The following is a 23,081-nucleotide window of genomic DNA, read 5'->3' as shown; positions in this document are numbered from 1 at the left end:
TCAGCGACTTCTATCTGAGAGTATTCTCGATAATTGGTTATCAGCGATTGGGACAGTCAGCATGACCAATGCATACGCAATAAGCTCATCTTGCCAATGTGTGCACACTATTACCCAGAATGGTGATATTGATTGCCTAAAGATGAATGCAGGGAAAAAATTATACCCAGTGATGCAGCGGTATTCGTTAAATCTGGCTTTACGTACCAGTAAGATATCTTTGGTATCTTCTAAACGAATGTCATTGATCTTGCCATGTTCATGCATCTGGCCTAGAGTAAGCGGTCTCGGTAAACAAACCTCCCAACACCGATTTGAAATCGCTGAGGAATAATATCTGTCGCTGTCAGCCAACCCTCTTTTTTTGTACATAAAGCCATCTCCCAAGCATTAAGTGATGGCTGGCTGGCAGGCGATTGCGCACTGCTGGCTGGCTGTAAGGAATTTCGTTTTACTGAGAAATCATTGCGATAATGATGTCATATGCATGAATATTAATATCACACTGATTCTTTCAATCACATCTGATATTTAACCTCAGATGCAAAGATCTCTTCTGGAAATACAAATGATAATGATTATTATTTGCTTTGTAAATAATAATCAATTTAGATGCTTCGCTAGAAAAATCTGGATTCAATATACAATATACCCTCACGTAGGCAGTCTGGGGCATGCACCGCGCCTGCATAGTGCTGTCTGTGCCTTTGTCCCCACTTATAAACAAAGTCCAGATAAAAATTCAGTGTCGGGTCAGTGCTGACTCAAGTGCTGGGTTGACCGATTGGAAACCCGCACCATTGTTTGGGATGCAGGGTATGCTGGGTTTCTTGCTAATTTTATTTTTTGAAAAATGGGAAGTGCTTCCCATACCTTGTTAGCGCAAGTGCGGGTGGTGTTAAATTTTGCATCCTCCAGGCAGTTAAAAAAATGCATGAAGGGAGGGGTAAAAACTCTTGAAGTAAGAACTATGGTAAGAACATGACAAGCTTAATACCATCTTTTTACAGATAGATCATGCACTTATCTTTACAACAATGGCGGAGAGGGTGGGATTCGAACCCACGTGCCGGGTTACCCCAACCATCTGATTTCGAGTCAGCGCCGTTATGGCCACTTCGGTACCTCTCCGCTTCCAAAGTTCAAAAATGTGAACCGCTATAGTTTACCAGTTTATATTCGTTTTATTTATAGCAAAAGTGTAAATCTTGCCCATTCGATCTATTTTGTATGTTTATTATGATTAAATACAGTTTTTAAATAGAAAATCAGATATCAACAGTAACTACATTTCTTATTTTCTGAATTGCCTTAGCTTCAATTTGCCGAACTCGCTCAGCTGATACACCCAATTCTGCAGCCAATTCATGAAGTGTCGCAGTATCTTCTTCTCTTAACCAGCGGGCTTCAATAATATGACGGCTACGATCATCAAGATTTGCTAGTGATTCTTTAAGTCTTTCATGGCATAGCCTGGAAATCTGCTCATTCTCAAGCACTTGCGCAGGATCTATTCCATCAGTCAAGTAATTAATTGGACTACAGCTTTCATCGCCATCATCAGACAGTGGCTCCAATGAAATATCACGACCATTGAAACGCGTCTCCATTTCTACTACTTCTTTAGATTTGACTCCTAACTGTTTTGCTACAGCAGCAACCTCTTCCTGATTCATGGTATCTAATCCTTGCTTCATACTCCGCAAGTTAAAAAATAGCTTACGTTGCTGCTTGGTGGTGGCGATTTTGACTAATCTCCAATTTCGCATGATAAACTCATGAATCTCTGCTTTAATCCAATGAATGGCGAATGATACAAGACGCACGCCGCGCTCCGGATCAAACCGTTTCACTGCCTTCATTAATCCAATATTTCCTTCCTGTATTAAATCAGCATGAGGTAGTCCATAACCTAAATAGCCACGCGCTATCGCAACGACCACCCTTAGATGGGATAGCACTAATTGATGAGCGGCTTTTATATCATTTTCATCTCTCAAACATCTCGCCAAACGAATTTCTTCCTCTTTGGATAATATCGGAAAGCGGCTGACAGTCTGAATATAACTTTCAATACCCCCCCCCACTATCGTCGGCAACGCTAAAGTAGTTGTCATGTTTTCTCCTTTAACTTTTATCAACATATTATTTATTTTAGCACTCATGCAATGGGAGTGCTAATACTTCCTGAAGTTTCCAGATTTGATAAAAACTCACGTTTTGAGTTGAAAAAAGTATAAGGTGCTTGGCAGGGAACAGCCTTACCAGCTCAGAATCAACATACTTATTCTGGTTCTATGTGGGAGAGGTGTTGTGCCACTGATAATCTCGCTCCCAACCATCCCAGTAATGCTGAAAAAACAAGCAAACTAAGACTATCTTGCAAAGAAAGGTGACTTAAATGAAAATCCGTTGCATAGAGTTGTGTAAGCTCTATCAAGCTTTCATTGATCGTCTGGATGCTTAAAGCAATGAAGAACCAAGCGGCGGCTGCACCTGCTATGCCTTGTATGGCACCAAAATAGAGGAAAGGACGCTGTATATAACTATCTGTAGCGCCTATCAATTTCGAGACTTCAATTTCATCCCGTTTGGTCAGTATCTGCAAGCGAATGGTGTTAAAGACTACAATAATCAGGGCAAAACTTAATAAAACAGCAAGCATTAATACGGCAAGTTGACCCAATCTGAGCAAGGCATCCAATCTTCTGGCCCAATCTGTATCGACCTGCACATGCGCTATCTCAGGCCATTTTTTTATGGTGGTGCGTATGTTCTCAAGATCATCAGGTGAAATTTGCTGCGTATTGATGATAAAAGCATCTGGTAATGGATTGCTTATTAGATTACTTGCAATATCAGCCAAACCACTTTCTTGCTGCAACTGCTGCAAGGCAATTTCTTTGGAAATAAATTGAAAACTGGCAATAGATGGGAATTCCTCTAATTGTGAATTAATATTCTCAATATCTGCTTGCGTTGCATTCAGCTTAAGAAACAAACTCAATTGCGGCATCTTAACAACATCTTCAGAAATAGTCTGCAAATTGCCTAACAGCGTATAAATACCAAGAGGCAAACTAAAAGCAATACCAATTACGACGATACTCAACAAGCTGGATAATGGTGTATTTACCAGTTGCCTGAGCGTCTGGCTTAGCGCCTGCCAATGTTGGGACAACCATGAATTCATACGACCAGCTTTCCTTGATTAAGTGTGAGAGTACGATATCGAGTGTCATTTAATAACGATGTATCGTGTGTGGCTATTAAGACAGTAACGCCTACTTGGTGAAAAGATCTAAATACCTCCATAATGCTTTGCGCATAATCAACATCAAGATTCGCAGTAGGTTCATCAGCTATTAAAATTGATGGACGATGTACTACTGCCCGGGCAATACATAATCGCTGCTTCTCGCCACCCGATAATGTAACCGGGTAAGCATTTTCTTTTCCTAGCAAGCCAACTTTATCCAGTGCAGCGCGCACTCTGCCGGCTGCTGTTTTTTTCTCAAAACTGCGTATTTGCAGTGGCAGCATAACATTGGCAAAAACGGTACGATCATACAGAATTTTCTGATCTTGAAAAATTAAACCAAGACTACGCCGCAAAAAAGGAATTGCATTTTTCTTAAGCGCATTAATATTCTGGTCACTTACCATGATACTGCCATATGTAGGACGCTCAATTGCTGCAATCAGCTTTAACATAGTACTCTTACCAGCGCCTGAGTGGCCGGTTAGCAACACTAGTTCACCTGGATGAATTGTGAAAGCAACATTTTTTAAAGCTTCAAACCCATCTGGGTAACGCTTGGAAACATTTACAAAACTAATCATAAACACCTAGCACAAACAAGAATTTGGTAGTTAAAAACCTAATCAAATAATGCTTCGACAAATTCCTGTGCATCAAACGGTCTTAGATCCTCTAGCCCTTCTCCTATCCCGATAAAACGTAAGGCAGGAGGGTTCTGTGAATATTGGGCAGCAATGGCAGCTATTACACCACCTTTAGCTGTTCCATCCAATTTAGTAAGAACTAAACCAGTTACCCCCAGCGCATCGTCAAAAGCTTTCAGCTGACTAATTGCATTTTGACCTGTATTAGCATCTAACACTAACAGGATCTCGTGCGGCGCATCTGGCATTGCTTTAGTGATAACACGTTTAATCTTTTTAATTTCCTCCATTAGATGCAATTGAGTAGTCAGACGACCAGCAGTATCGGCTAGCACTATGTCGATATCCCGTGCTTTTGCTGCATTGATTGCATCAAATATGACGGCTGCAGGATCACTCTTTTTCTGAGAATCGCTTTCCTGTGCTATTACTGTAATACCATTACGCTCACCCCAAGCTAATAATTGCTCTCGTGCAGCAGCACGAAACGTATCTCCCGCAGCTAACAATACTGATCTCCCTTGTGATTGGAAATAGTGGGCAAGTTTCCCAATCGTAGTGGTTTTACCAACACCATTTACCCCAGCAATCATGATAACAAATGGTTTCTTTGTCGTAACGTCAAGTGGTTGCGCCATCGGCGCAAGCAAACCAACCAAAGCTTCCTGCAGCGCTTCTTTTAGTTGTTCTGCGTCATTCAGCGTATCCCGCTTAACTTTTTTACGTAGTTCCTCTAGCAACCAGCTAGTAGCATTTACGCCGGCATCTGCTGTAAGCAAGACAGATTCAAGCTCATCATAGAGCGCTTCATCTATTTTGCCGCTACCAAATAAACCAGCTAATTGCTTACCAAGGTTTTGCCGGGTTCGAGTAAGTCCTTGCCTGATTTTGCTTGTCAAACCCTCTGGCTTGGAATTTTCTTCTGTTGAATTTTTTTTTGATTTAAAAAGACTGAACATTCTGGTAGGCTGTAATTATTCTGAAGACGCTGATTTTATTCCAATTATGCAAATTTGGGTGCGTTAGCAATAAAAAACACATGCTATACCCTTAAGACATCACTTGAATAATCAGCGAATTTTGGGCATTAAAGACTAAGTTATTTTATGAATATGAATACAGATTTTCTAGTACATTCTAATCATATGCTACCTCAAAATGTTTCTCTAATCTCGAAGCTGGCTGATTCCTGACATAACGTCATGACCAGATAAATATACTTTTTACCTTCATATACCTGAGCACCCTTCTGCTAAGCAAAAAAATTTAAGTAATCATTATCTTCCAATAAATAATCCCAATGCCTCGCCCAATCCATGCGCTGATTGACTTTTCAGCACTTGAGCACAATCTTTGCATCGTACGTCAACATGCGCAGAATGCACGAATCATGGCGGTAATCAAGGCAAATGCTTATGGGCATGGGTTGCTCAATACCGCAAGCGCCCTAAAGTCGGCAGATGCTTTTGCTGTTCTTGAACTCGATGCTGCTGTCCGCTTAAGAGAAGCAGGTGTTGATCAACCTATTCTGCTGCTTGAAGGCTTTTTCTCTCCCGCAGATTTAGCAATCATTACCCAGTATCACTTAAGTACGGTCATACACCATTATGAGCAACTGGCAATGCTCCCTACATCAAAACAAGAAAACAAAATAAATATATTTCTTAAAATTAATACCGGCATGAACCGACTTGGCTTCAAACCCGCACAGGGATTAGCTGCTCTTGAAAAACTAAAAGTTAACCCGCTCATCGGTCAAATTACATTGATGACACATTTTGCCAGCGCAGATGATTTGTCTCAGCAAAACGAGGTCAAGCAGCAACTCAACGTTTTTTTTACAACTTTTGGAAAATATCACCTGCCATGCTCACTGGCGAACTCTGCAGCAATTTTACGATATCCAGAGACGCATGCTGACTGTGTGCGCCCCGGCATTATGCTTTATGGCGCATCTCCGCTGATAGATAAAACTGCTACAGAACTGGGTTTGCGCCCTGTCATGACAGTATCAAGCCAAATAATTGCTATACAGCATCTTGGCCCAAGAGATAAGGTTGGCTATGGCGGTCAATTTCAGGCTCAGCAACCAATGCGTATTGGTGTCGTTGCCTGTGGCTATGCAGATGGCTATCCGCGGCATGCGCCTACGGGGACCCCTATCCTCGTCAATGGACAGCGCACTCGTATAATTGGGCGTATCTCCATGGACATGCTAACTGTTGATCTTACTGGAATTGAAAATGCTCAAGTTGGGAGTCCAGTGATCTTATGGGGAAGCGAGTTACCAATAGAGGAAATCGCAAGTTCTGCAGGCACAATCAGTTATGAATTGTTTTGTGCTTTATCTTCAAGAGTTAAAACAATAATAGTAACAAATGAGAATCAGCAAAGCCGTTTAACTTCACTGATTCCCTAGCAAAATAGAATTACTCGACTTTGGCTTTATTACGCAAATCTTGAACCATTGCTGCAAAATTACGTTGCAATACACGCTGCTGCATGTTCGTTTTTACTTCTTCAAATGGAGGAGTTACTGTAGGACGAACATCTTCCAGTCGAATTACATGCCAGCCAAAAGAGGTTTGTACCGGTTTTTCAGTTGTATTGCCTTTCTTCAGGCTTTGCAGGGCATCTGCAAAAGGTTTGACGTATGCTGCAGCTGCGCTCCAACCTAATTCACCACCATTGTTTTTACTGCCGACATCAATTGATTTCTCTCCCGCCAATTTCTCGAAAGAAGCACCTTTTTTCTTAAGAGAAGCGATGATATCCTTGGCTTCTGCCTCAGTCTCAACAAGAATATGACGTGCTTTATATTCCTTATCACCCATTTGGGCTTTCACAGTTTCATATTCCTTTCGTAAAATATCATCACTTACAGTGTTATTTTTGATGTAATCAGCTTGGTATGCTCTGACTAATATCGCTTGACGGGCAAGCTCGATCTGGGTTAGCACATCTGGATCACGATCAAGTTTCTTCTTAAGAGCTTCTTGTACAATAATCTCTTCAGCAATGAGATTCTCGCGCAGGGCATTTCTCATTTCAGAAGAATCAGCCTGACCTTGCGCAACAGCAGCCTTGACCATAAATTCAAGCCGTGTTTGCGGAATGACTACTCCATTCACTTTTGCTACGGCAGCAGTCGATTGAGCATGTAGAGAAACGGCAGTCAAACTCGTGATACACACCGATATTAACAATAGAAATTTAATTAAGCGCATGCAACTTCCTCTAAGTAAATTAAAGTTGAGATAAATTTATTCATACAAGACTACGCCCTAACATTGCGATCGCAAGCGTGATTCTTGGTATATTATAAGCACAGCTAACATAAAATATCCGATAATCATTAAAGACAATTTTTTAATCTCTTATCCTGGTTAAATTTTTAAATTGATCTAATCTGGTAATACTTTCTTGAATGGCTTAACGGTTATTTTTGAAAAAACCCCTGAGATAACATAAGGATCTGCTTCTGCCCAAGATTGGGCTGCTTCTAGCGAAGCAAACTCCGCCACAATTAAGCTTCCTGAAAATCCAGCTGGCCCAGGGTCTGGATTATCGATTGCCGGATATGGTCCTGCCAGGATGAGCCGCCCTTCATTTTGTAATGCTTTGATGCGTTCCAAATGAGCTGGCCTGGTTTTCATACGTTTCTCGAGGCTATCTGGCACATCTTCCCCATTTATCACATAAAGTCTCATCTTATATTACCTGCTTTGTTGGTTTATCTTATTTATTAACTATTTAAATTAACCTATTTTTTTGCTGTTTAGATTAAAATTTGAAAGATGTTACTTTGTATCGGGAAACTTATTTCCCTCATAATCTTTAAATCGAATCAACCGTTAATTAAATAAAGACTGCTTCATATAAATTCAGAGATAGATTATGAAAATCTTTCAGAATTCAATTTTTATGTTTAATGTTGCGTTATCAATGCTGAACAAGTTAAAAAGTATGGTCGAATACTTCCTTAATTTCACTGCGGAAGATTTGGCTTGAATATAAATAATATTAGATTTAAATTTGATTCTAATCAGAAAATTCAGCGAATTACAAAAGATAAATTGGATATGAAGTAAAGTGGAATTTAAAGATTACTATAATATTATGGGCATCGAACGAGATGCGACGCAAGCTGATATTAAACGCGCTTATCGCAAGCTGGCGCGCAAATATCACCCAGATGTTAGTAAAGATCCTGACGCAGAAACCCGCTTCAAAGAAATTGGTGAAGCATATGAAGTACTTAAAGATCCCGAGAAGCGAGCAGCCTATGATCAGTTAGGCACTAATTGGAAAGGTGGCCAGGAATTTCAACCTCCTCCTGGATGGAATCAAGGCTTTGAGTTTCATGACAGCAGTTTCGCACAAGCAGATGCATCACAATTTAGCAGTTTTTTTGAAGCATTGTTCGGTAACCGTTTCAAAACAAGCAGCAAACATCGTGGTTATGATTTTAAAGTACGTGGTAAAGATACTCACGCCAAGATACTGATTAATCTTGAAGATGCTTATCATGGATCAACCCGCACCATCACACTCCAGCATACCGAAGAAGGTCCTCATGGACGGCCGCAAATCAAGGAGCGCACATTGAATGTGCGCATACCCAAAGGAATACGTCAAGGCCAGCTTATACGTCTCACCGGCCAAGGTAGTCCAGGCGCAGGTAAAAATAATGCAGGAGATCTCTATTTAGAGATAGCATTTCAACCGCACCCTTACTATAAGATTGAGGGAAAAGATGTGTTTCTCGAGCTTCCAGTGACACCGTGGGAAGTCGCCCTGGGAACAACAATCAAGGCACCTACCCCCGGAGGCATCGTTGATTTGAAAATACCACCCGGCACCCAATCCGGACGCAAGCTGCGTCTGAGAGAACGGGGTATTCCCGCTCAACCGCCTGGGGATCTGTATGTCATTTTACAAATTGTTTTGCCGCCAGCAGACAATGAGCAAGCTCGGATGCTATACCGGGAAATGGAGCAAAAACTGGCATTCAACCCACGTATTGGATTGGGAGTCTAAATGACAATAAATCATAATATCATTGAGGGAATCATCATTGCAGATGATACGGAATTCTCTCCTGGCGAATTAAGTAGTATTTGTGCAGTCAGTACAGAGTGGATCACTGCTTTGGTTGAAGAAGGAATTCTGGAGCCATTGAATATCTCATCCAAACGGTGGCGTTTCAATGGGGCTTGTGTGCAGCGCATTCAGCTTATTCAGCGCTTACAACGCGATCTTGATATTAATCTAGCTGGTGCTGCGCTAGCGCTTCAGCTTCTTGAAGAAATCGCTATATTACGCACTCGTCTAAGCATACGAGAATCGAGCGTCACTGGACCAACTGATTCCCAGCACGGATAAGCACAATACTGATCAAAAAGAAGGTTGCTATAGCCGTACAAAAAGATCTTGTGCAAGGCATGCCCGTTCTTGTGCCGAAGCAGGGATTTCAGCAAGTCGATCAATATATTCAAGCCGTTTTTGTATGCCCTTTCCATTGGCAATTTGGATGGATAAGCCAGGCCTTGCATTTAACTCCAATACCAACGGACCAAGTTCACGATCCAATACAACATCAACCCCAAGATAACCTAATCCGACTAGCTCATAACACTGTGACGCTAATGTTAACAACTTATTCCAATGAGGAATTTGAAAGCCACTGATAGCAGCGCCAGTGTCAGGATGCTGTTCTACAGGACGGTTTTGCCAAACAGCATGTATCGTTAACCCTGTTGCCAAATCAATTCCCGCTCCTACTGCGCCTTGATGTAAATTTGCCTTGCCGTCTGACATACGCGTCGGCAAGCGCACCATTGATGCAACAGGTATTCCTCTAAACACCACAGTACGAATATCTGGCACTCCACGATAACTAATTGACTCGAATAAAGGATCAAACTTTACCCGATACTCTATCAGCGCTTGATCAGGTTGACCGCCAAGGCTATACATGCCACTTAAAATATTGGATATATGATATTCCAGCTCTTCCTTGGTCAGCAGGCTACCATTATTATGTTGATAGCGATCATTGATCCGGCCGATGATCACATGAATACCGCTTCCTCCTGATCCATGTGCCGGTTTTACCACAAAGTCTTTATGCTCGCTTACGATAGTGGGCAAATTAGCGATGTCGTGCTCAATTTCAATAACACCATACAACTCGGGTACTGCAATTCCAGCAGCAATTGCAAGCCGCTTGGTACGCAGCTTGTCATCGACCAATGGATAGAGAGAACGCTCATTGTAGCGCAGAATGTATTCAGCATTCCGCCGGTTTATGCCAACAACGCCCGCTCGCCTGAGATTTAGCAAGGTTCTGAACATTTGCTAGCGTTTGGCTAATGCCTGGAAGCGCCAAAGCTCTGTCAAACGATATCCAGAGTACCGGCCAAATGACAATGTAGCCGCCAACACAACCAGCAGTAATTCAGGAAAAACAAATAATAAATGCTGTAGTGCATCGATATTCATCACCAGATAACCAATCGTTGCCACAAGCAAACTTCCTGCACCCTGTTTAAATGCTTCCAAAGGCCCAGCCTCATCCCATGTGAGCGACATCCGCTCTATCGTCATCGTCATGATAACCATTGGAAACAAGGCAACTGATAAGCCCATCTCCAATCCGAGTTTATGCATAATTACACTAGTGCTAGCCATGAGAAGCACGACCATAGTCAGCACGGAAGCTAATCGTGGAATGAGTAACAACTTCAGCCGATCAACATAAGCACGTAATAACAGCCCTAATCCGACAATTAAACAAAACAGTATTAACCCCCACGCCAATTCTGTCTCCCGGAGAGCCAGCGCAATCAATACCGGCATAAAGGTACCAAAGGTTTTAATGCCAATGAGATTACGCATCAAAACAACGACAAACGCCCCCAAAGGCACCATCAGTAATATCTTATATACATTCTGACTTTGTACTGGCAAGGAATACAGAGAAAATTCCATGATGTGCGACCCTTTTAGCGCCGCACGTGACTCTGCAATATCCACCAATTCCCGTAGTGTTTTTGCTACAGAAAATTGGAGGCTCATTTCACTTCCCCCCTCGACAGAAAATGGTTTCTGATCGCCAATTTGCCATATTACAAAATTAGCAGGCAGACCTTCCTTCCCATCCTTTATATTGAGCGCGCGCCATTGGCTCCCATCGTGAACCTGTATCCAAGATTCCAGTTCAGAATAACGCTTGCCGTCTTCTAGACGAAGACCTTGAATTATCCTAGTAGGAATGCGCGCACCCGCTAAAATCCAGCTAATACCTTTAGCAGGATTACGGGAATTACTAATATGTTCAAGCAGTAATCTTAGCTCGGGAGCTGGGGAAGCAGCATTTAATTGCTGAATGACTTGCTGTGAAAAAGAAACTGTATCCGCAGATTGCTGTCTTGCTTTATCAAGTAGTCCTTGGATGACTGACCGGAAATTCTCGGGATACTCTGGTACTGATGGATAAGGTGGTCGTTTACCTGGATCAGATACTTTTTCCACATCCTCATAAATCATGGCACGATAGAATAGCATCTGCTTCCCCTGCGCACGTCGCTTCGCCCACAAAGCTGTACGCCCACTATCGTCTTGTTCAATGGCTAATCCATAATTAGCGCCGATGAAATCCTCGGCAATAATAGTATAACTAGGCGAATTGAGAGGAAGCGGCAAGCTCACTTTTACGCTGGTGTCCGGTTTTGCACGAAAGCTGATGCTCGCTTCCACATTCCAGACTTCTGCCTGCTCAGAGGGTGTTAAAGGCAATCCCAATACAACGACTTTATAGGCAGCCAAACCTAGTCCTATAGCACACAACACTATGATTAACAGTAGTAAATGAAGTTGTCTCATTCAGGGATAATCAACTCATCTAAGGGGTCACATTTTTTCTTTTTTTCTTCACGTGACCGCAATCAGCTTTACTCAGATGAGTGTGCGCCGGATCAATCAGCGCAACATTCGCAAGTGCTTTACGGCCAAGCAGAATGGGATAATTTAACGCCCGTCGATCAATCAGATTAAATTCAACGTTACGCACCTCATTTGCTAAACAAATATCCATCGTAATAATATGGCGTTCTTGTGAAATGCCGCTATGTTGTTTAATTTTATGTGAACGAACAATGGGACGCTCAATTTCAATAGTCCGGTCTGGTTTGCCCTTTTCAGTTCCGAAATCAAGAATAAACCGCACCCAATCTTTATTCCCTTTCTTGAATATGTGAATGTCACGCGCACTCATGGACGAAGTATTTGCACCAGTATCCAGACGGGCAAGCATTTTCAGGCCCCATGGCTCCAGTCGGATGGATTCTATCCATCCGAGGATCTGTTGTAACTCAGGCTGATCAGTTTTGTCATCGCTTAGTACTGAACCGCTTGCCATCAACAAAACGGTTGCTAAAAAAAAGAAAAGCCGCCCTCTTATGATTTTAATCATCAAACGATCCGAGATTACCTGCTCAAATAATAATATTATATTATCAATAAACCGCTCTCGACCACGCTTTTATTATCAATCAGTGAGTAATAATGGAGCGGGTGAAGGGAATCGAACCCTCGTCGTAAGCTTGGGAAGCTTCTGCTCTACCATTGAGCTACACCCGCGTGCTAGAATTATTACTTAGCAAAAATTTTGAGTTTATTCTACACAAGTCATATTTCAAATGTTACAACTCACCATTAATGGTCAGCCCCAGCATTTTGACAAGCCGCTGAACGTTCAGCAACTATTAGAGTGCATGTCATTACAGAATAAACGTATCGCTGTTGAACGCAATGGCGAAATTGTCCCTCGCAGTCAATTTGCCGTGCAAGCACTATCTGATGGAGATCGATTAGAAATTGTTGTGGCCGTAGGCGGGGGTTAATTTTTGCATTACTAATATCAAGTATTTCGCTATTCTAAACACAGCCTACTATTTTCATTACAGATTGACTCCATGGATGATTTCATTATTGCCGGTAAACGTTACGCTTCCCGACTTTTGGTTGGTACTGGTAAATATAAAGACTTCAACGAAACCCGCACTGCCATTGAGGCGAGTGGCGCACGAATTATAACGATCGCTATCCGCCGGACCAACATCGGCCAGAATCCCAATGAACCCAATCTGCTCGATGTCTTGCCACCTTCTCAGTATACATTGCTACCGAATACTGCTGGCTGTTATTCAGCTGATGAGGCTATCCGTACTTTGCGGCTTGCAAGAGAACTGCTTGATGGACACTCTCTGGTAAAACTGGAGGTACTCGGTGATCCGAGGACACTGTTCCCCAATGTAGTAGAAACCATTAAAGCTGCAGAAATTCTTATCAGAGAGAATTTTCAAGTAATGGTGTATACCTCGGACGATCCCATTATTGCTAAGCAACTGGAAGAAATTGGCTGTGTCGCAATTATGCCGTTAGCCTCGCTAATAGGCTCAGGAATGGGCATTCTCAACCCGTGGAATTTGCAGATTATCATTGATAACGCACGAATCCCTGTGTTGGTCGATGCTGGCGTAGGCACTGCATCTGACGCAACCATTGCAATGGAATTAGGTTGTGACGGTGTGTTAATGAATACCGCGATAGCTAATGCACAAAATCCGATTTTAATGGCTTCAGCCATGCGTAAGGCAGTAGAGGCAGGCCGCGAAGCTTATTTAGCTGGTCGTATGGCAAAAAAACCTTACAGCGCAAGCCCAAGCTCACCAACTGAAGGTATCTTACCAGCAATGATCAAGTGATTTTCATTTCGTATTATTCAAATAAATTTAAATACCTGTACTATTTTGTTATCCTCACGCGCTATTCGTAGCTATACGCTCCGCCAAGGCCGTATTTCAAACGCCCAGCGCAATGCTTATGAAACACTGCTACCGGAATACGGCATTCCTTTTTCGGCAAAACAATTAGATTTTGAACAGATTTTTAGGCGCAGCGCTCCTAGAATCCTGGAGATAGGCTCTGGCATGGGAGAAGCTACGGCTACAATTGCACAACAGCATCCTCAAAATGATTATTTGGCAATTGAAGTTCATACGCCGGGTGTTGGTAGCCTGCTTGGTCAAATCAATATGCTTGAATTATTGAATTTACGCATTATCCAACATGATGCAGTCGAAGTTTTGCAGCACATGCTCCCGGCAGATTCGCTCAATGGAGTCCATATTTTTTTCCCCGATCCCTGGCCTAAAGCACGTCATCACAAGCGCCGGCTAATCCAACCAGCTTTTGTTTCTCTTTTATGCAGGCATTTGAAGCCTGGTGGTTACCTTCATGTTGCCACCGATTGGAAAGATTATGCTGAGCAGATTCTTCTTGTTCTTAGTAGCGAAGATTTACTCACCAACACAGCGATCGATTATGCGCTACGTCCGCAATATCGCCCACTCACAAAATTTGAACAGCGTGGTTTACGATTGGGACACGATGTGTGGGATTTAATCTTTACCAGAAAACAGCATTAATCATGGTAAATGCGGAATAAAACAACGAATAGGCTGTCTGAATTTTTGTTTCAATAATTCTGGAGTAGAAGAGTAATAATGATTATTCTTACTCATCATCGCAGAATGTTGGCTTCTTAATGAGTGCTTAATTTCCCGGAACTCTTTCGAACGGCCAGACAGTGTATTTGTTTTTTATACTACAGTAAAATTTCACACAAGTTAGTTGAGAATTGATTCGAGAAATGTTAGTTTAAAAAAGGTATCGATAAAACTATCATCAAATATTAAATTATAGGTGATTATGATTTATGAAAATACCAAAATTTATCAGCAATTATTATATTCTAGGTCTGTCAGGTGTCATGATAGCGGTAATGGGGTTAACTGCATTTTTTCCCTCACCTTGGCAAGACAAGTCTATTTACGGTTATATAGAACCAGTGATTCTCTATCCTGACGAAATTTCATTAATTGCTAAACTAGATACAGGCGCTGTGACATCTTCACTTTCGGCTAAAGACATTCATATTTATGAAAAAGACGGTAAAGACTATGTAAAATTTAAAGTTTCTCATCCAGCTATCGATGAAACACCAGAATATGATCTGCCTGTTAAACATATTGTCAAGATCAAGAAACGTGCAAGCAAGGAAAAATCAAACAAATCTGATTTGCGCCCAGTTGTGAAGATGCCCATTTATTTCGACGGAAAGTCCTATAATATTATGGTTAACCTCATTGACCGCTCACACTTCTCAACACCGATGCTTTTAGGGAGAAAAGCGCTGGATAAATTTAATGCTATTGTAGATAGCACAGCCCAAAACACCATTCAATAATTCACTAGTGCAAGTATCTTAGAAGTCTTAGCATTTCTCAGAGTCCAGTTTTCATAAAAATACTTACTCATTTTCAGAAAAGTGAGTATCTCGTTATCTGGATCATTTATGGTTACAAGGCGGTGCCTTCCTAGATGCTGTCGCACTATAAATGTTTGTCATCTTCAACCAGATCTGCTGGCGCTCCAGTAAGGCGAAGGGGGAGCGTTTATAGATGATCATGTACAGTATTCTTTTTAATATTCCTACAGTGCTGCGAAATTCCACAGGTTAATTAATTATATATGTGCATTCAATTGTTATGAGAATTGCAATAATTGGCGCAGGTTGCTCTGGCCTTACTGCCATAAAGAATTTAGTTGAAATTGGCCTGAAAGATATTATCTGCTTTGAGAAAAATGACCAGATTGGTGGAAATTGGATATTTGCGGCCAATAAGAGTCATAGCAGTATTTGTGAAACGACACATATCATTTCCAGTAAATCGATATCGCAATTCAGCGATTTCCCAATGCCTGATGATTACCCTGACTATCCAAGCCACCAGCAGGTACTTGCGTATTTCCAGGCCTATGCCAAGCATTTTAATCTGGAAAAATATATTCGGTTTAATACTGCCGTACTGCATACCGAAGAAATCAGAAAAGAGGGCTGGCGACTATACCTGAATGATGGCAGTCAAATCGATGCTGATTACCTGCTCGTCGCAAATGGTCATCACTCAGTAGCGCGCCACCCTTCCTGGAAAGATGATTTTACAGGACAATATCTACATGCTCATGATTACAAATCTAATCGCGAGTTGGAAGGCAAGCAGGTATTGGTAGTTGGCGCAGGAAATTCTGGCTGCGACTGTGCTGTTGAAGCCAGTCGAGTGGCTGCGCGTGTGGATATCAGTCTCCGTTCACCGCAGTATATTATTCCTAAGTTCTTTATGGGAAAGCCAACCGATTCTTTTGCTGCGTCGCTTCAATGGTTACCACAAAATGTCCAAGACTGGTTCCAGAAAATCGCTCTTCGCATACAAATTGGCCGTTACCGTGATTATCAATTACCCGAACCAAATTTCTCACCAACCCAAGCACATCCCACCATCAACTCTGAATTACTCGACAAAATTCGACATGGGAAAGTACATCCACGTACAGGGATTAAACAAGTCTTAGGCCAAGCTGTATTTTTTGCAGATGGTTCTTCTACCCGATACGACGTGATCATAGCTGCCACCGGCTATAAAATTAACTTTTCTTTTTTTGAGCCAACTTTCATTAACTGGGAAAATGCAACCACTATCCCACTCTATCTGCGAATGTTTCATCCGGAGCATTCCCGCCTGGTTTTTATCGGATTGATTCAGCCACAAGGCTGCATATGGCCGCTTGCCGAAGTCCAAGCAAAGCTGGCAGCTCACCTGATTACTAATAAAATACAACTTCCGCCTAATTGGCGCGAGCAGGCATACCTTGAAGGCACACATACGGCACAGCAATTTATCCCGCACCCACGCCATTCTATTGAGGTACACTACCGACCATACTTAAAAAAGCTGAAGCAAATACTGCAATAGGTAAGTGAATAAATTCCTTAGCTGTTGAATCCCTTTGATTATTTATGCGAGTTGTCAGGATTTTCCTGCAGCGCTGCAAGATGCTTTTCCACATCCTCCTTGCTGAAACCAATAGCACTCGCCACGCGATCGGCGTGACTCTCACGTGATATTCCTGAGATTAATCGATGAGTTGGACCTGCTGGCAGAAACTCGACTTGCAGATAACTGCCTATACCCTCGTTTTGTAAACGCTCGCACAGCTCGTGGTTATGGGTAACCAGTATCGTTGTTGCGCCAAGCTTATGAAAACCCTTGAGCACATACTCGGAAAGCGTCATTTTTTCTTCAAAGGTGGTTCCCTCCGCTAACTCATCGAGGACAACCAGACTCAGTGAAGTCGAATTGAAAAAAATCTCACGAGTTTGCTTCAGTTCATGCGCAAAGCGCCCCATCCCCTCCTCCAGGCGTCCTGGCTCCGGTACCTGATAAAAAATATGGTCAGCCGGCGCCAGTCGCGCGGCAACTGCTGGAATATAGCCTCCCATCTGTCCCAATAACTGAATCTGCACGATTGTTTTGCAATAGGCCGTTTTTCCACCACTATTCGGACCGGTAATAATCAGCAGACGGTTAGCCGCATCCAACTTAATATCGTTGGGTACATAGTCTGGTTGTGCTCTGGCAAGCAATGGATTTTTTGCCTTCGTAACGGTAAGCACATGTTGCCCGGCCGTAACGATTTCAGGCAATGCCATTTCTTCACCGGCAGATTGCGCATAGCGACGCCAAGACAGCAATTCGTCGATCATGCCAAATGCTTCCAGCGCTTTAGCCAGATCAGGGCTTTGCCGGAAAAGCTTTTGCAAGGGGTAAATCACCTCATTCCGATCAGAAGAACTAACTGTCTGCATAATGATGGGAATAATCGGTACTGTCAGTATCAAGATACCATAACCGATATAGGTGGCGCCCAACTCGACCAGCATGTTCTGGAAGAAATAAAGCAAACCACTTACGATGGATAGAAAAATCAGCGTTGGCAACCATTTGAAGACAGACGGTCGAAAGCGGGGAATGGGCAAGTGACGCGGCTTCTCTTCCTTAGTTTTGAACTTGCCATCAATAACATAGATGGGGCCATACATCAAAGCATAGGTTCGTGAATCGCCAAAATCACGAATGGCCTGAATCAATTCTTTTAAATAAGTGCTTTGCACGGGCGGCAGTAAACTAGCCTCTTCAACCAGATTAACAGCGAATTCAGTACCTTCAATAAACTGATGATAACCATAACCGCCAAATTCAAGTTTTCCTGTTTTACTTTTTGGATTATCCGTGGTGAAGCCGCCTGCAAATTCTCCATAGAGGAGATAGTAAAGTGATTCTTCCCCCGACACCAATCTTTTGATGAAAGCATCAAGAGCAGCGAACAGTTCGGGGTTGGAAGCTAATTCACGTAATGCCTCCTGTTTTTTTTGTAACAATTGTGTGTCATGAGTAGGTCTAGCCAGTGAGCGATAAAGCACAGATTGCCCAATCTGGGCTTGCGCCCGATTGATTTCGTCAAATAAAGCATCAGCTTCTATGGCATTAAATGTCCTGCTATTCAGCGCGCCGTAATCAGATTCAGTCGGCTGCGTACCCCGTATGCCTGCAGGCTGTTTGCCAGTCGATAAAATAAACGGCTCACGCCAAATGGGAATGGAATTCGATTCTGTTGCATCATTCATGTTTTTTCCCCGATTTTGACAAAATAAACTTTCGTAATAACTTACATGCTCCTAACTTTATCTGATTTTCTTTCAAGATACGGTTAGATTTGAACTTGATAGCTCACCAAAAAAACTGATCAACACCCCGTCAGCATCCACTAGACCATAAACCAAGCATAAAAATGGTATCACCGGAATAAAATTAATTCTTGGAATCTGACGCATCTATGCCGCACATGCATGGCATAATCGAGCAAAGCGATCTCCGAGCGATCAATGATTACTTTACCTTATAAACATTGATAACGACATTTTGAGTACAGTTGCCTCTTGAGCTATCAAAAAATCGGCTCAGGCATTCCTATCATGCAAATAACAAAAAAATTGCCCCGTTTACTTATTGTCTTCTTTATAGCCACACTGTTGGCTTACGCAGGCTGGTACTTAACACGCAAACCACCCCCGGAAGTTGAGCTTGCCACGATTTCGCGCGGCACAGTGGAAGCCACTATCGTCAATACGCGTGCAGGCACGGTCAAGGCTTGCCGACGCGCCAAACTAGCCCCTGCTGTTGGAGGGCAAATCGTCAAACTACCAGTGGATGAAGGCGATCGTGTCAAGCAAGGGGAAATTTTGCTAGAGCTATGGAATGCCGATCTGGTAGCGCAACATGAACTTGCCAGACAACAATTGGCGACCGCCAAAAGCCGGCAACGCGAAGCTTGCATCATGGCTGAAAATGCGCAACGTGAATCAATTCGTACGCAGAAACTCGTTACGCAGGGATTTGTCAGTCCACAACGGGCCGAAGACGCCGATGCCAATGCCCAAGCCCGTCAGGCAAGCTGTGCAGCGGCAGCAGCAGAAGCCAAGCGTGCACAGGCACAAATCGAAGTCACGCAAGCCAACCTGGATCGCACTATACTATACGCACCATTTGCTGGCATCATTGCTCAAGTCACAGGTGAATTGGGTGAATACACGATGCCCTCCCCGCCGGGTATTCCTACCCCCCCTGCGATTGATTTGATCGATGACGCCTGCTTGTATGTCAGCGCACCCATGGACGAAGTGGATGCCCCTAAAATAATAATCGGACAGGAAGCGCGCATCACGCTGGATGCGCTGCCTGGTCAGACCTTTGCCGGTACAGTGCGCCGTATTGCGCCATATGTCACAGAAATTGAAAAACAAGCACGGACGGTAGATGTTGAGGTCAATTTTACAGAAAGTTCAAACTACGCTTTGTTAGTTGGTTACAGTGCTGATGTTGAAGTGATCATTGACCGGCATGAACATGTCTTGCGTATTCCAACGCAAGCTATCCGCCAGCAGAGTAAGGTGCTGGTATTGGGTCAGGGCGACCACCTGGAGGAGCGTACGCTGGAAACAGGACTGGCTAACTGGGCATTCACGGAAGTCATCAGCGGTTTGAAAGAAGGGGATCAGGTATTGATGTCCTTTGATGATGAGGATATTGCTGCCGGTGTAATTGTCGTACCGAAAACAACTCAGTCATGATTCAATTTTCAGCTATTACCCGCATTTTTCATATGGGTGATCAGGAAATTCATGCGCTTGATCACATTGATCTGGAAATTTCCTCAGGTGAATACGTATCCATCATGGGCCCTTCCGGCTCGGGCAAATCTACCCTGCTCAATATAATGGGGCTACTCGACAAGCCGGACAGCGGGCGCTATCAACTCGACGGCAGAGATGTCACTGATTTAACCGAAACCGAACAGGCACAGGTGCGCCGCGAAAAAATTGGCTTTGTCTTTCAATCCTTTCATCTGGTGCCTCGTCTTACTGCAGCAGAAAATATCGAACTACCATTAATTCTGACAGGCATTTCCCCTGCTGAACGCAAAGCACAAGTAGAAGAAGCGCTACATGCCTTTGATTTGAGCGAACGTGCGCAGCATCGGCCGGCTGAATTATCTGGTGGCCAGCGCCAGCGGGTAGCGATTGCACGCGCGACTATCCTGCGCCCCACCGCACTGCTGGCGGATGAGCCTACCGGTAATCTCGATCATCGCATTGGTTCAGAAGTGATGGCGCTGCTGGAAGATTTGCATCATGCTGGCACCACGCTCATTGTGGTGACACATGATCGCGAACTGGGGTCACGCGCCCACCGCCGTATCGCCATGCGCGATGGTCAGATCGTGGCAGATGAACAATGAAGCTACGGGACACCTTGCAATTTTCGTTCAAGACGATCACAAGCTACCCTACCCGCTCCTTTCTTATCATCCTGGCGATGGCGCTGGGTGTGGCCGCAGTTGTCATTCTGACCGCACTGGGCGATGGCGCGCGTCGTTATGTAGTTCATGAATTCTCTTCCATCGGCACCAATCTGATTATCGTTTTACCTGGCCGTGCTGAAACAGCTGGGAATTTCCCAGGAGCAACCATGGGGCAGACACCACGTGATCTGACGCTGGAAGATGCACGCTGGCTCGGTCAGCTCCCCCAAATCCGGCGCTATGCTCCCCTCAATGTAGGCGCTGCGGAACTTGCTGGCGCCAGCCGCTTGCGGGAGGTGACGGTGCTCGGCAGCACTGCGAACTTCTTGCCTATCCGTCATATGCAATTGGCTCAAGGCAGCTTTCTTGCAACTGGATCAGAATTTAGTGCGCAAATCGTCCTGGGAGCAAAATTAGCTGAAGAGTTTTTCCCTGATGGCAATGCCGTCGGCCAGCGGGTCAGGCTGGCCGACCGACGCTTCATGGTCTCAGGCGTGCTTGCCAGACAGGGAGAAACACTGGGGTACAATTCGGATGAGATTGTCATTATTCCGATTAATCATGCCCAAGCACTATTCGATACCACCTCGCTCTTTCGCATCCTGCTCGAAGTCAGAAACCGGAATGATATTTCATCTGCCAAACAAGCCATTCGTGAAACATTGATTCAACGTCACGATGGCGAAGATGATACTACTGTGATAACTCAGGATGCCGTCTTATCCACTTTCGACCGTATTTTGCGGGCACTGACGCTGGGCGTGGCCGGCATTGCAGCAATCAGTCTGGCGGTAGCCGGTGTTCTGGTAATGAATGTGATGCTGGTGGCAGTCAGTCAGCGTACGGCTGAAATCGGCTTACTCAAAGCAATTGGTGCTCCTGCAAGTGATATTCGCCGCTTATTTCTCACTGAAGCTGCCTGGTTATCCCTCACTGGCGCCATCTTCGGTTTTATCTTGGGCCATTTGGGTAGCTTACTGATACGCCTGGCCTATCCACAACTGCCCGCCTGGCCGCCTGTCTGGGCCAGTCTGGCCGGTATTGTCGTTGCGCTGGCAACCGGCATCATTGCCGGTTTGTTGCCTGCCGCGCGTGCAGCGCAGCTAGACCCTGTCAAGGCACTGAGTGGTAAATAAATGAATATCTTCGATACATTCCATTTTGCCCTCGATGCGTTGTCTGCCCACCGGCTTCGCACATTGTTGTCTGCATCAGGCATTGCCATCGGCATTGCGGCTGTCATCCTGCTCACTTCGATTGGAGAAGGCATTCAACGTTTCGTACTAGCTGAATTCACCCAATTTGGTACCAACATCCTGATTGTCACCCCCGGGAAAATCAAAACGCATGGTAGAACAGTCGGCTCCATTGGCAGCGCGCGTATCCTGACGATTGAAGATTCACTGGCTTTGAAACACTCGCGTTATGCCCAGTACGTCAACGCAAGTGTGATGGGCAATGCTGAAATCCGTGCGGAAGGCCGTAGCCGGCGTGTCACAGTCTACGGCTATGGTCCCGATTTTGACAAAGCATTCAATATGAACGTGGCGATTGGCCAGCCCTTGCCTGCGGATGATCCCCGCAATCCACGCGCATTTGTCGTGCTTGGCGCCAAAGCACACAGCGAGCTATTTGGTAGCACTAATCCGCTTGGTGCGATTCTACAGGTAGGCGGCTCGCGCTTCCGCATCGTTGGTGTCATGGCGCCTAAAGGGCAAATACTGGGATTTGATCTGGACGACACGGTGTTTATTCCTACTGCCCGTGCACTGGAAGTTTTCAATCGTGAAGGTCTGATGGAAATCCAGATAATCTACCCGCCAGATGCACCTTTGCAAGCCGTCACAGATGATGTGCGACGCATTCTGATCGAACGACACGGACGTGAGGATTTTACAATGACCCCGCAGCAACAAATGCTCAGCACCCTCTCCACCGTCCTGAATGTTCTCACCTTTGCTGTTGCCGCCCTGGGTGGCATCTCGCTCCTGGTCGGCGCCGTCGGCATGGTAACGCTGATGCATATTTCCGTCACTGAGCGCGTGGCAGAAATTGGCCTGCTCAATGCACTAGGGGCTACTCGCGCCCGTATCCGCCTGCTGTTTTTGCTGGAATCCACAGTACTCTCGACGCTGGGTGGATTAGCCGGACTCGCGATTGGAGTGCTACTGGCCTCATTGCTCAAAATCGTGGCAAGCGATTTACCCGTCAGCATCCCTTGGGACTTTGTCATGGCCGCATTGGGCGTCTCCGTATTAATCGGCCTGGCGGCAGGTGTCGCTCCCGCCATGCAGGCCGCGCGGCTTAATCCGATTGATGCATTGCGGACGGAGTAGGCACTATTATTC

At 44.3% G+C, this 23,081-nt stretch carries 22 protein-coding genes and 2 tRNA genes; 12 read left to right on the top strand and 12 right to left on the bottom strand.

Annotated elements, in window-relative coordinates; genetic code table 11:
• Positions 1–1,038 precede the first annotated feature (1,038 nt).
• The 5 genes from J5I83_RS13775 to ftsY all read right to left on the bottom strand — a co-directional run bounded on the left by J5I83_RS13775 (position 1,039) and on the right by ftsY (position 4,865).
• Positions 1,039–1,131 (bottom strand) — tRNA-Ser (locus J5I83_RS13775).
• A gap of 137 nt (positions 1,132–1,268) precedes the next feature.
• The gene (gene rpoH / locus J5I83_RS13770) at positions 1,269–2,117 is read right to left on the bottom strand and encodes an RNA polymerase sigma factor RpoH (RefSeq protein ID WP_304057137.1); all 849 of its coding nucleotides are present in this window, start codon (positions 2,115–2,117) and stop codon (positions 1,269–1,271) included.
• A gap of 167 nt (positions 2,118–2,284) precedes the next feature.
• On the bottom strand, positions 2,285–3,193 hold the full coding sequence (gene ftsX / locus J5I83_RS13765) for a permease-like cell division protein FtsX (RefSeq protein ID WP_304057134.1): 909 nt from the start codon (positions 3,191–3,193) through the stop codon (positions 2,285–2,287).
• Positions 3,190–3,843: a cell division ATP-binding protein FtsE gene (gene ftsE / locus J5I83_RS13760; RefSeq protein WP_304057130.1), complete on the bottom strand. Its 654-nt coding sequence runs from the start codon at positions 3,841–3,843 to the stop codon at positions 3,190–3,192. Before ftsE ends, ftsX begins: the two co-directional genes overlap by 4 nt.
• Positions 3,844–3,881: 38 nt before the next feature.
• Positions 3,882–4,865, bottom strand: a complete 984-nt coding sequence (gene ftsY / locus J5I83_RS13755) for a signal recognition particle-docking protein FtsY (protein ID WP_304057127.1) — start codon at positions 4,863–4,865, stop codon at positions 3,882–3,884.
• A 341-nt stretch (positions 4,866–5,206) separates the two neighbouring features.
• Here ftsY and alr point away from each other — a divergent pair, with 341 nt between their 5' ends.
• Positions 5,207–6,325, top strand: a complete 1,119-nt coding sequence (alr, locus tag J5I83_RS13750; protein ID WP_304057124.1) for an alanine racemase — start codon at positions 5,207–5,209, stop codon at positions 6,323–6,325.
• Between the two features lie 10 nt (positions 6,326–6,335).
• Here alr and J5I83_RS13745 read toward each other — a convergent pair whose 3' ends face one another.
• Both J5I83_RS13745 and J5I83_RS13740 read right to left on the bottom strand, forming a co-directional pair.
• Positions 6,336–7,133, bottom strand: coding sequence for a peptidyl-prolyl cis-trans isomerase (locus tag J5I83_RS13745; RefSeq protein WP_304057122.1), 798 nt, complete (start codon positions 7,131–7,133; stop codon positions 6,336–6,338).
• 177 nt (positions 7,134–7,310) lie between these two features.
• Positions 7,311–7,616, bottom strand: a complete 306-nt coding sequence (locus tag J5I83_RS13740; protein WP_304057119.1) for a YciI family protein — start codon at positions 7,614–7,616, stop codon at positions 7,311–7,313.
• Positions 7,617–7,998: 382 nt separating this feature from the next.
• On the opposite strand from J5I83_RS13740, the gene J5I83_RS13735 reads away from it, so the two are divergent.
• Both J5I83_RS13735 and J5I83_RS13730 read left to right on the top strand, forming a co-directional pair.
• Positions 7,999–8,946 carry a DnaJ C-terminal domain-containing protein gene (locus tag J5I83_RS13735; protein ID WP_304057116.1) on the top strand — a complete coding sequence of 316 codons (948 nt, stop codon included), beginning with the start codon at positions 7,999–8,001 and terminating at the stop codon, positions 8,944–8,946.
• Positions 8,947–9,291: a chaperone modulator CbpM gene (locus J5I83_RS13730; protein ID WP_304057114.1), complete on the top strand. Its 345-nt coding sequence runs from the start codon at positions 8,947–8,949 to the stop codon at positions 9,289–9,291.
• A 27-nt stretch (positions 9,292–9,318) separates the two neighbouring features.
• Here J5I83_RS13730 and J5I83_RS13725 read toward each other — a convergent pair whose 3' ends face one another.
• The 4 genes from J5I83_RS13725 to J5I83_RS13710 all read right to left on the bottom strand — a co-directional run bounded on the left by J5I83_RS13725 (position 9,319) and on the right by J5I83_RS13710 (position 12,549).
• Complete coding sequence (locus J5I83_RS13725) at positions 9,319–10,263, bottom strand: alpha-L-glutamate ligase-like protein (RefSeq protein ID WP_304057112.1); 945 nt, start codon at positions 10,261–10,263, stop codon at positions 9,319–9,321.
• Positions 10,264–10,266: 3 nt separating this feature from the next.
• On the bottom strand, positions 10,267–11,793 hold the full coding sequence (locus J5I83_RS13720; RefSeq protein WP_304057109.1) for an inactive transglutaminase family protein: 1,527 nt from the start codon (positions 11,791–11,793) through the stop codon (positions 10,267–10,269).
• Positions 11,794–11,812: 19 nt separating this feature from the next.
• Complete coding sequence (locus J5I83_RS13715) at positions 11,813–12,382, bottom strand: RimK/LysX family protein (protein WP_304057158.1); 570 nt, start codon at positions 12,380–12,382, stop codon at positions 11,813–11,815.
• A gap of 93 nt (positions 12,383–12,475) precedes the next feature.
• Positions 12,476–12,549 (bottom strand) — tRNA-Gly (locus J5I83_RS13710).
• A 59-nt stretch (positions 12,550–12,608) separates the two neighbouring features.
• Between J5I83_RS13710 and thiS the strand changes: the two genes are divergently transcribed.
• The 5 genes from thiS to J5I83_RS13685 all read left to right on the top strand — a co-directional run bounded on the left by thiS (position 12,609) and on the right by J5I83_RS13685 (position 16,787).
• Positions 12,609–12,812, top strand: coding sequence for a sulfur carrier protein ThiS (thiS, locus tag J5I83_RS13705; protein WP_304057106.1), 204 nt, complete (start codon positions 12,609–12,611; stop codon positions 12,810–12,812).
• Positions 12,813–12,884: 72 nt separating this feature from the next.
• Entirely contained in the window at positions 12,885–13,676 is a 792-nt protein-coding gene (locus J5I83_RS13700) for a thiazole synthase (protein ID WP_304057103.1), read from the top strand.
• 45 nt (positions 13,677–13,721) lie between these two features.
• Positions 13,722–14,399, top strand: a complete 678-nt coding sequence (gene trmB / locus J5I83_RS13695) for a tRNA (guanosine(46)-N7)-methyltransferase TrmB (protein ID WP_304057100.1) — start codon at positions 13,722–13,724, stop codon at positions 14,397–14,399.
• Between the two features lie 290 nt (positions 14,400–14,689).
• Positions 14,690–15,220 (top strand): RimK/LysX family protein, encoded by a 531-nt coding sequence (locus J5I83_RS13690; protein ID WP_304057097.1) that lies wholly within the window; start codon positions 14,690–14,692, stop codon positions 15,218–15,220.
• A gap of 301 nt (positions 15,221–15,521) precedes the next feature.
• On the top strand, positions 15,522–16,787 hold the full coding sequence (locus J5I83_RS13685; RefSeq protein ID WP_304057094.1) for an NAD(P)/FAD-dependent oxidoreductase: 1,266 nt from the start codon (positions 15,522–15,524) through the stop codon (positions 16,785–16,787).
• A gap of 38 nt (positions 16,788–16,825) precedes the next feature.
• Here the strand turns inward: J5I83_RS13685 and J5I83_RS13680 are convergent, their stop codons facing one another.
• Positions 16,826–18,499 (bottom strand): DNA mismatch repair protein MutS, encoded by a 1,674-nt coding sequence (locus tag J5I83_RS13680; protein ID WP_304057091.1) that lies wholly within the window; start codon positions 18,497–18,499, stop codon positions 16,826–16,828.
• A 348-nt stretch (positions 18,500–18,847) separates the two neighbouring features.
• Between J5I83_RS13680 and J5I83_RS13675 the strand changes: the two genes are divergently transcribed.
• Genes J5I83_RS13675 through J5I83_RS13660 form a run of 4 tightly spaced genes read left to right on the top strand, consistent with a single transcriptional unit; the run spans position 18,848 to position 23,069 of the window.
• Positions 18,848–20,002, top strand: coding sequence for an efflux RND transporter periplasmic adaptor subunit (locus tag J5I83_RS13675; protein ID WP_304057089.1), 1,155 nt, complete (start codon positions 18,848–18,850; stop codon positions 20,000–20,002).
• Positions 19,999–20,670 (top strand): ABC transporter ATP-binding protein, encoded by a 672-nt coding sequence (locus tag J5I83_RS13670; protein ID WP_304057086.1) that lies wholly within the window; start codon positions 19,999–20,001, stop codon positions 20,668–20,670. The genes J5I83_RS13675 and J5I83_RS13670 overlap by 4 nt, the downstream gene beginning before the upstream one ends.
• A complete protein-coding gene (locus J5I83_RS13665; protein ID WP_304057083.1) occupies positions 20,667–21,869 on the top strand; it encodes an ABC transporter permease in 1,203 nt (400 codons plus the stop codon). The genes J5I83_RS13670 and J5I83_RS13665 overlap by 4 nt, the downstream gene beginning before the upstream one ends.
• On the top strand, positions 21,870–23,069 hold the full coding sequence (locus J5I83_RS13660; protein WP_304057081.1) for an ABC transporter permease: 1,200 nt from the start codon (positions 21,870–21,872) through the stop codon (positions 23,067–23,069).
• Positions 23,070–23,081 lie beyond the last annotated feature (12 nt).

It is taken from the genome of Nitrosomonas communis (assembly GCF_024102715.1).
Taxonomy (GTDB): domain Bacteria; phylum Pseudomonadota; class Gammaproteobacteria; order Burkholderiales; family Nitrosomonadaceae; genus Nitrosomonas; species Nitrosomonas communis_B.
The sequence above is the reverse complement of the archived record's forward strand: the minus strand, read 5'-3'. Positions and strand labels throughout refer to the sequence as shown.

Excerpts from the sequence above, each read along its gene's own strand:
- rpoH (WP_304057137.1), bottom strand. The coding sequence starts at position 2,117 with ATGACAACTACTTTAGCGTTGCCGACGATAGTGGGGGGGGGTATTGAA.
- ftsX (WP_304057134.1), bottom strand. The coding sequence starts at position 3,193 with ATGAATTCATGGTTGTCCCAACATTGGCAGGCGCTAAGCCAGACGCTC.
- ftsE (WP_304057130.1), bottom strand. The coding sequence starts at position 3,843 with ATGATTAGTTTTGTAAATGTTTCCAAGCGTTACCCAGATGGGTTTGAA.
- ftsY (WP_304057127.1), bottom strand. The coding sequence starts at position 4,865 with ATGTTCAGTCTTTTTAAATCAAAAAAAAATTCAACAGAAGAAAATTCC.
- alr (WP_304057124.1), top strand. The coding sequence starts at position 5,207 with ATGCCTCGCCCAATCCATGCGCTGATTGACTTTTCAGCACTTGAGCAC.
- J5I83_RS13745 (WP_304057122.1), bottom strand. The coding sequence starts at position 7,133 with ATGCGCTTAATTAAATTTCTATTGTTAATATCGGTGTGTATCACGAGT.
- J5I83_RS13740 (WP_304057119.1), bottom strand. The coding sequence starts at position 7,616 with ATGAGACTTTATGTGATAAATGGGGAAGATGTGCCAGATAGCCTCGAG.
- J5I83_RS13730 (WP_304057114.1), top strand. The coding sequence starts at position 8,947 with ATGACAATAAATCATAATATCATTGAGGGAATCATCATTGCAGATGAT.
- J5I83_RS13725 (WP_304057112.1), bottom strand. The coding sequence starts at position 10,263 with ATGTTCAGAACCTTGCTAAATCTCAGGCGAGCGGGCGTTGTTGGCATA.
- J5I83_RS13720 (WP_304057109.1), bottom strand. The coding sequence starts at position 11,793 with ATGAGACAACTTCATTTACTACTGTTAATCATAGTGTTGTGTGCTATA.
- J5I83_RS13715 (WP_304057158.1), bottom strand. The coding sequence starts at position 12,382 with ATGATTAAAATCATAAGAGGGCGGCTTTTCTTTTTTTTAGCAACCGTT.
- thiS (WP_304057106.1), top strand. The coding sequence starts at position 12,609 with ATGTTACAACTCACCATTAATGGTCAGCCCCAGCATTTTGACAAGCCG.
- J5I83_RS13700 (WP_304057103.1), top strand. The coding sequence starts at position 12,885 with ATGGATGATTTCATTATTGCCGGTAAACGTTACGCTTCCCGACTTTTG.
- J5I83_RS13690 (WP_304057097.1), top strand. The coding sequence starts at position 14,690 with ATGAAAATACCAAAATTTATCAGCAATTATTATATTCTAGGTCTGTCA.
- J5I83_RS13685 (WP_304057094.1), top strand. The coding sequence starts at position 15,522 with ATGAGAATTGCAATAATTGGCGCAGGTTGCTCTGGCCTTACTGCCATA.
- J5I83_RS13680 (WP_304057091.1), bottom strand. The coding sequence starts at position 18,499 with ATGAATGATGCAACAGAATCGAATTCCATTCCCATTTGGCGTGAGCCG.
- J5I83_RS13675 (WP_304057089.1), top strand. The coding sequence starts at position 18,848 with ATGCAAATAACAAAAAAATTGCCCCGTTTACTTATTGTCTTCTTTATA.
- J5I83_RS13670 (WP_304057086.1), top strand. The coding sequence starts at position 19,999 with ATGATTCAATTTTCAGCTATTACCCGCATTTTTCATATGGGTGATCAG.
- J5I83_RS13665 (WP_304057083.1), top strand. The coding sequence starts at position 20,667 with ATGAAGCTACGGGACACCTTGCAATTTTCGTTCAAGACGATCACAAGC.
- J5I83_RS13660 (WP_304057081.1), top strand. The coding sequence starts at position 21,870 with ATGAATATCTTCGATACATTCCATTTTGCCCTCGATGCGTTGTCTGCC.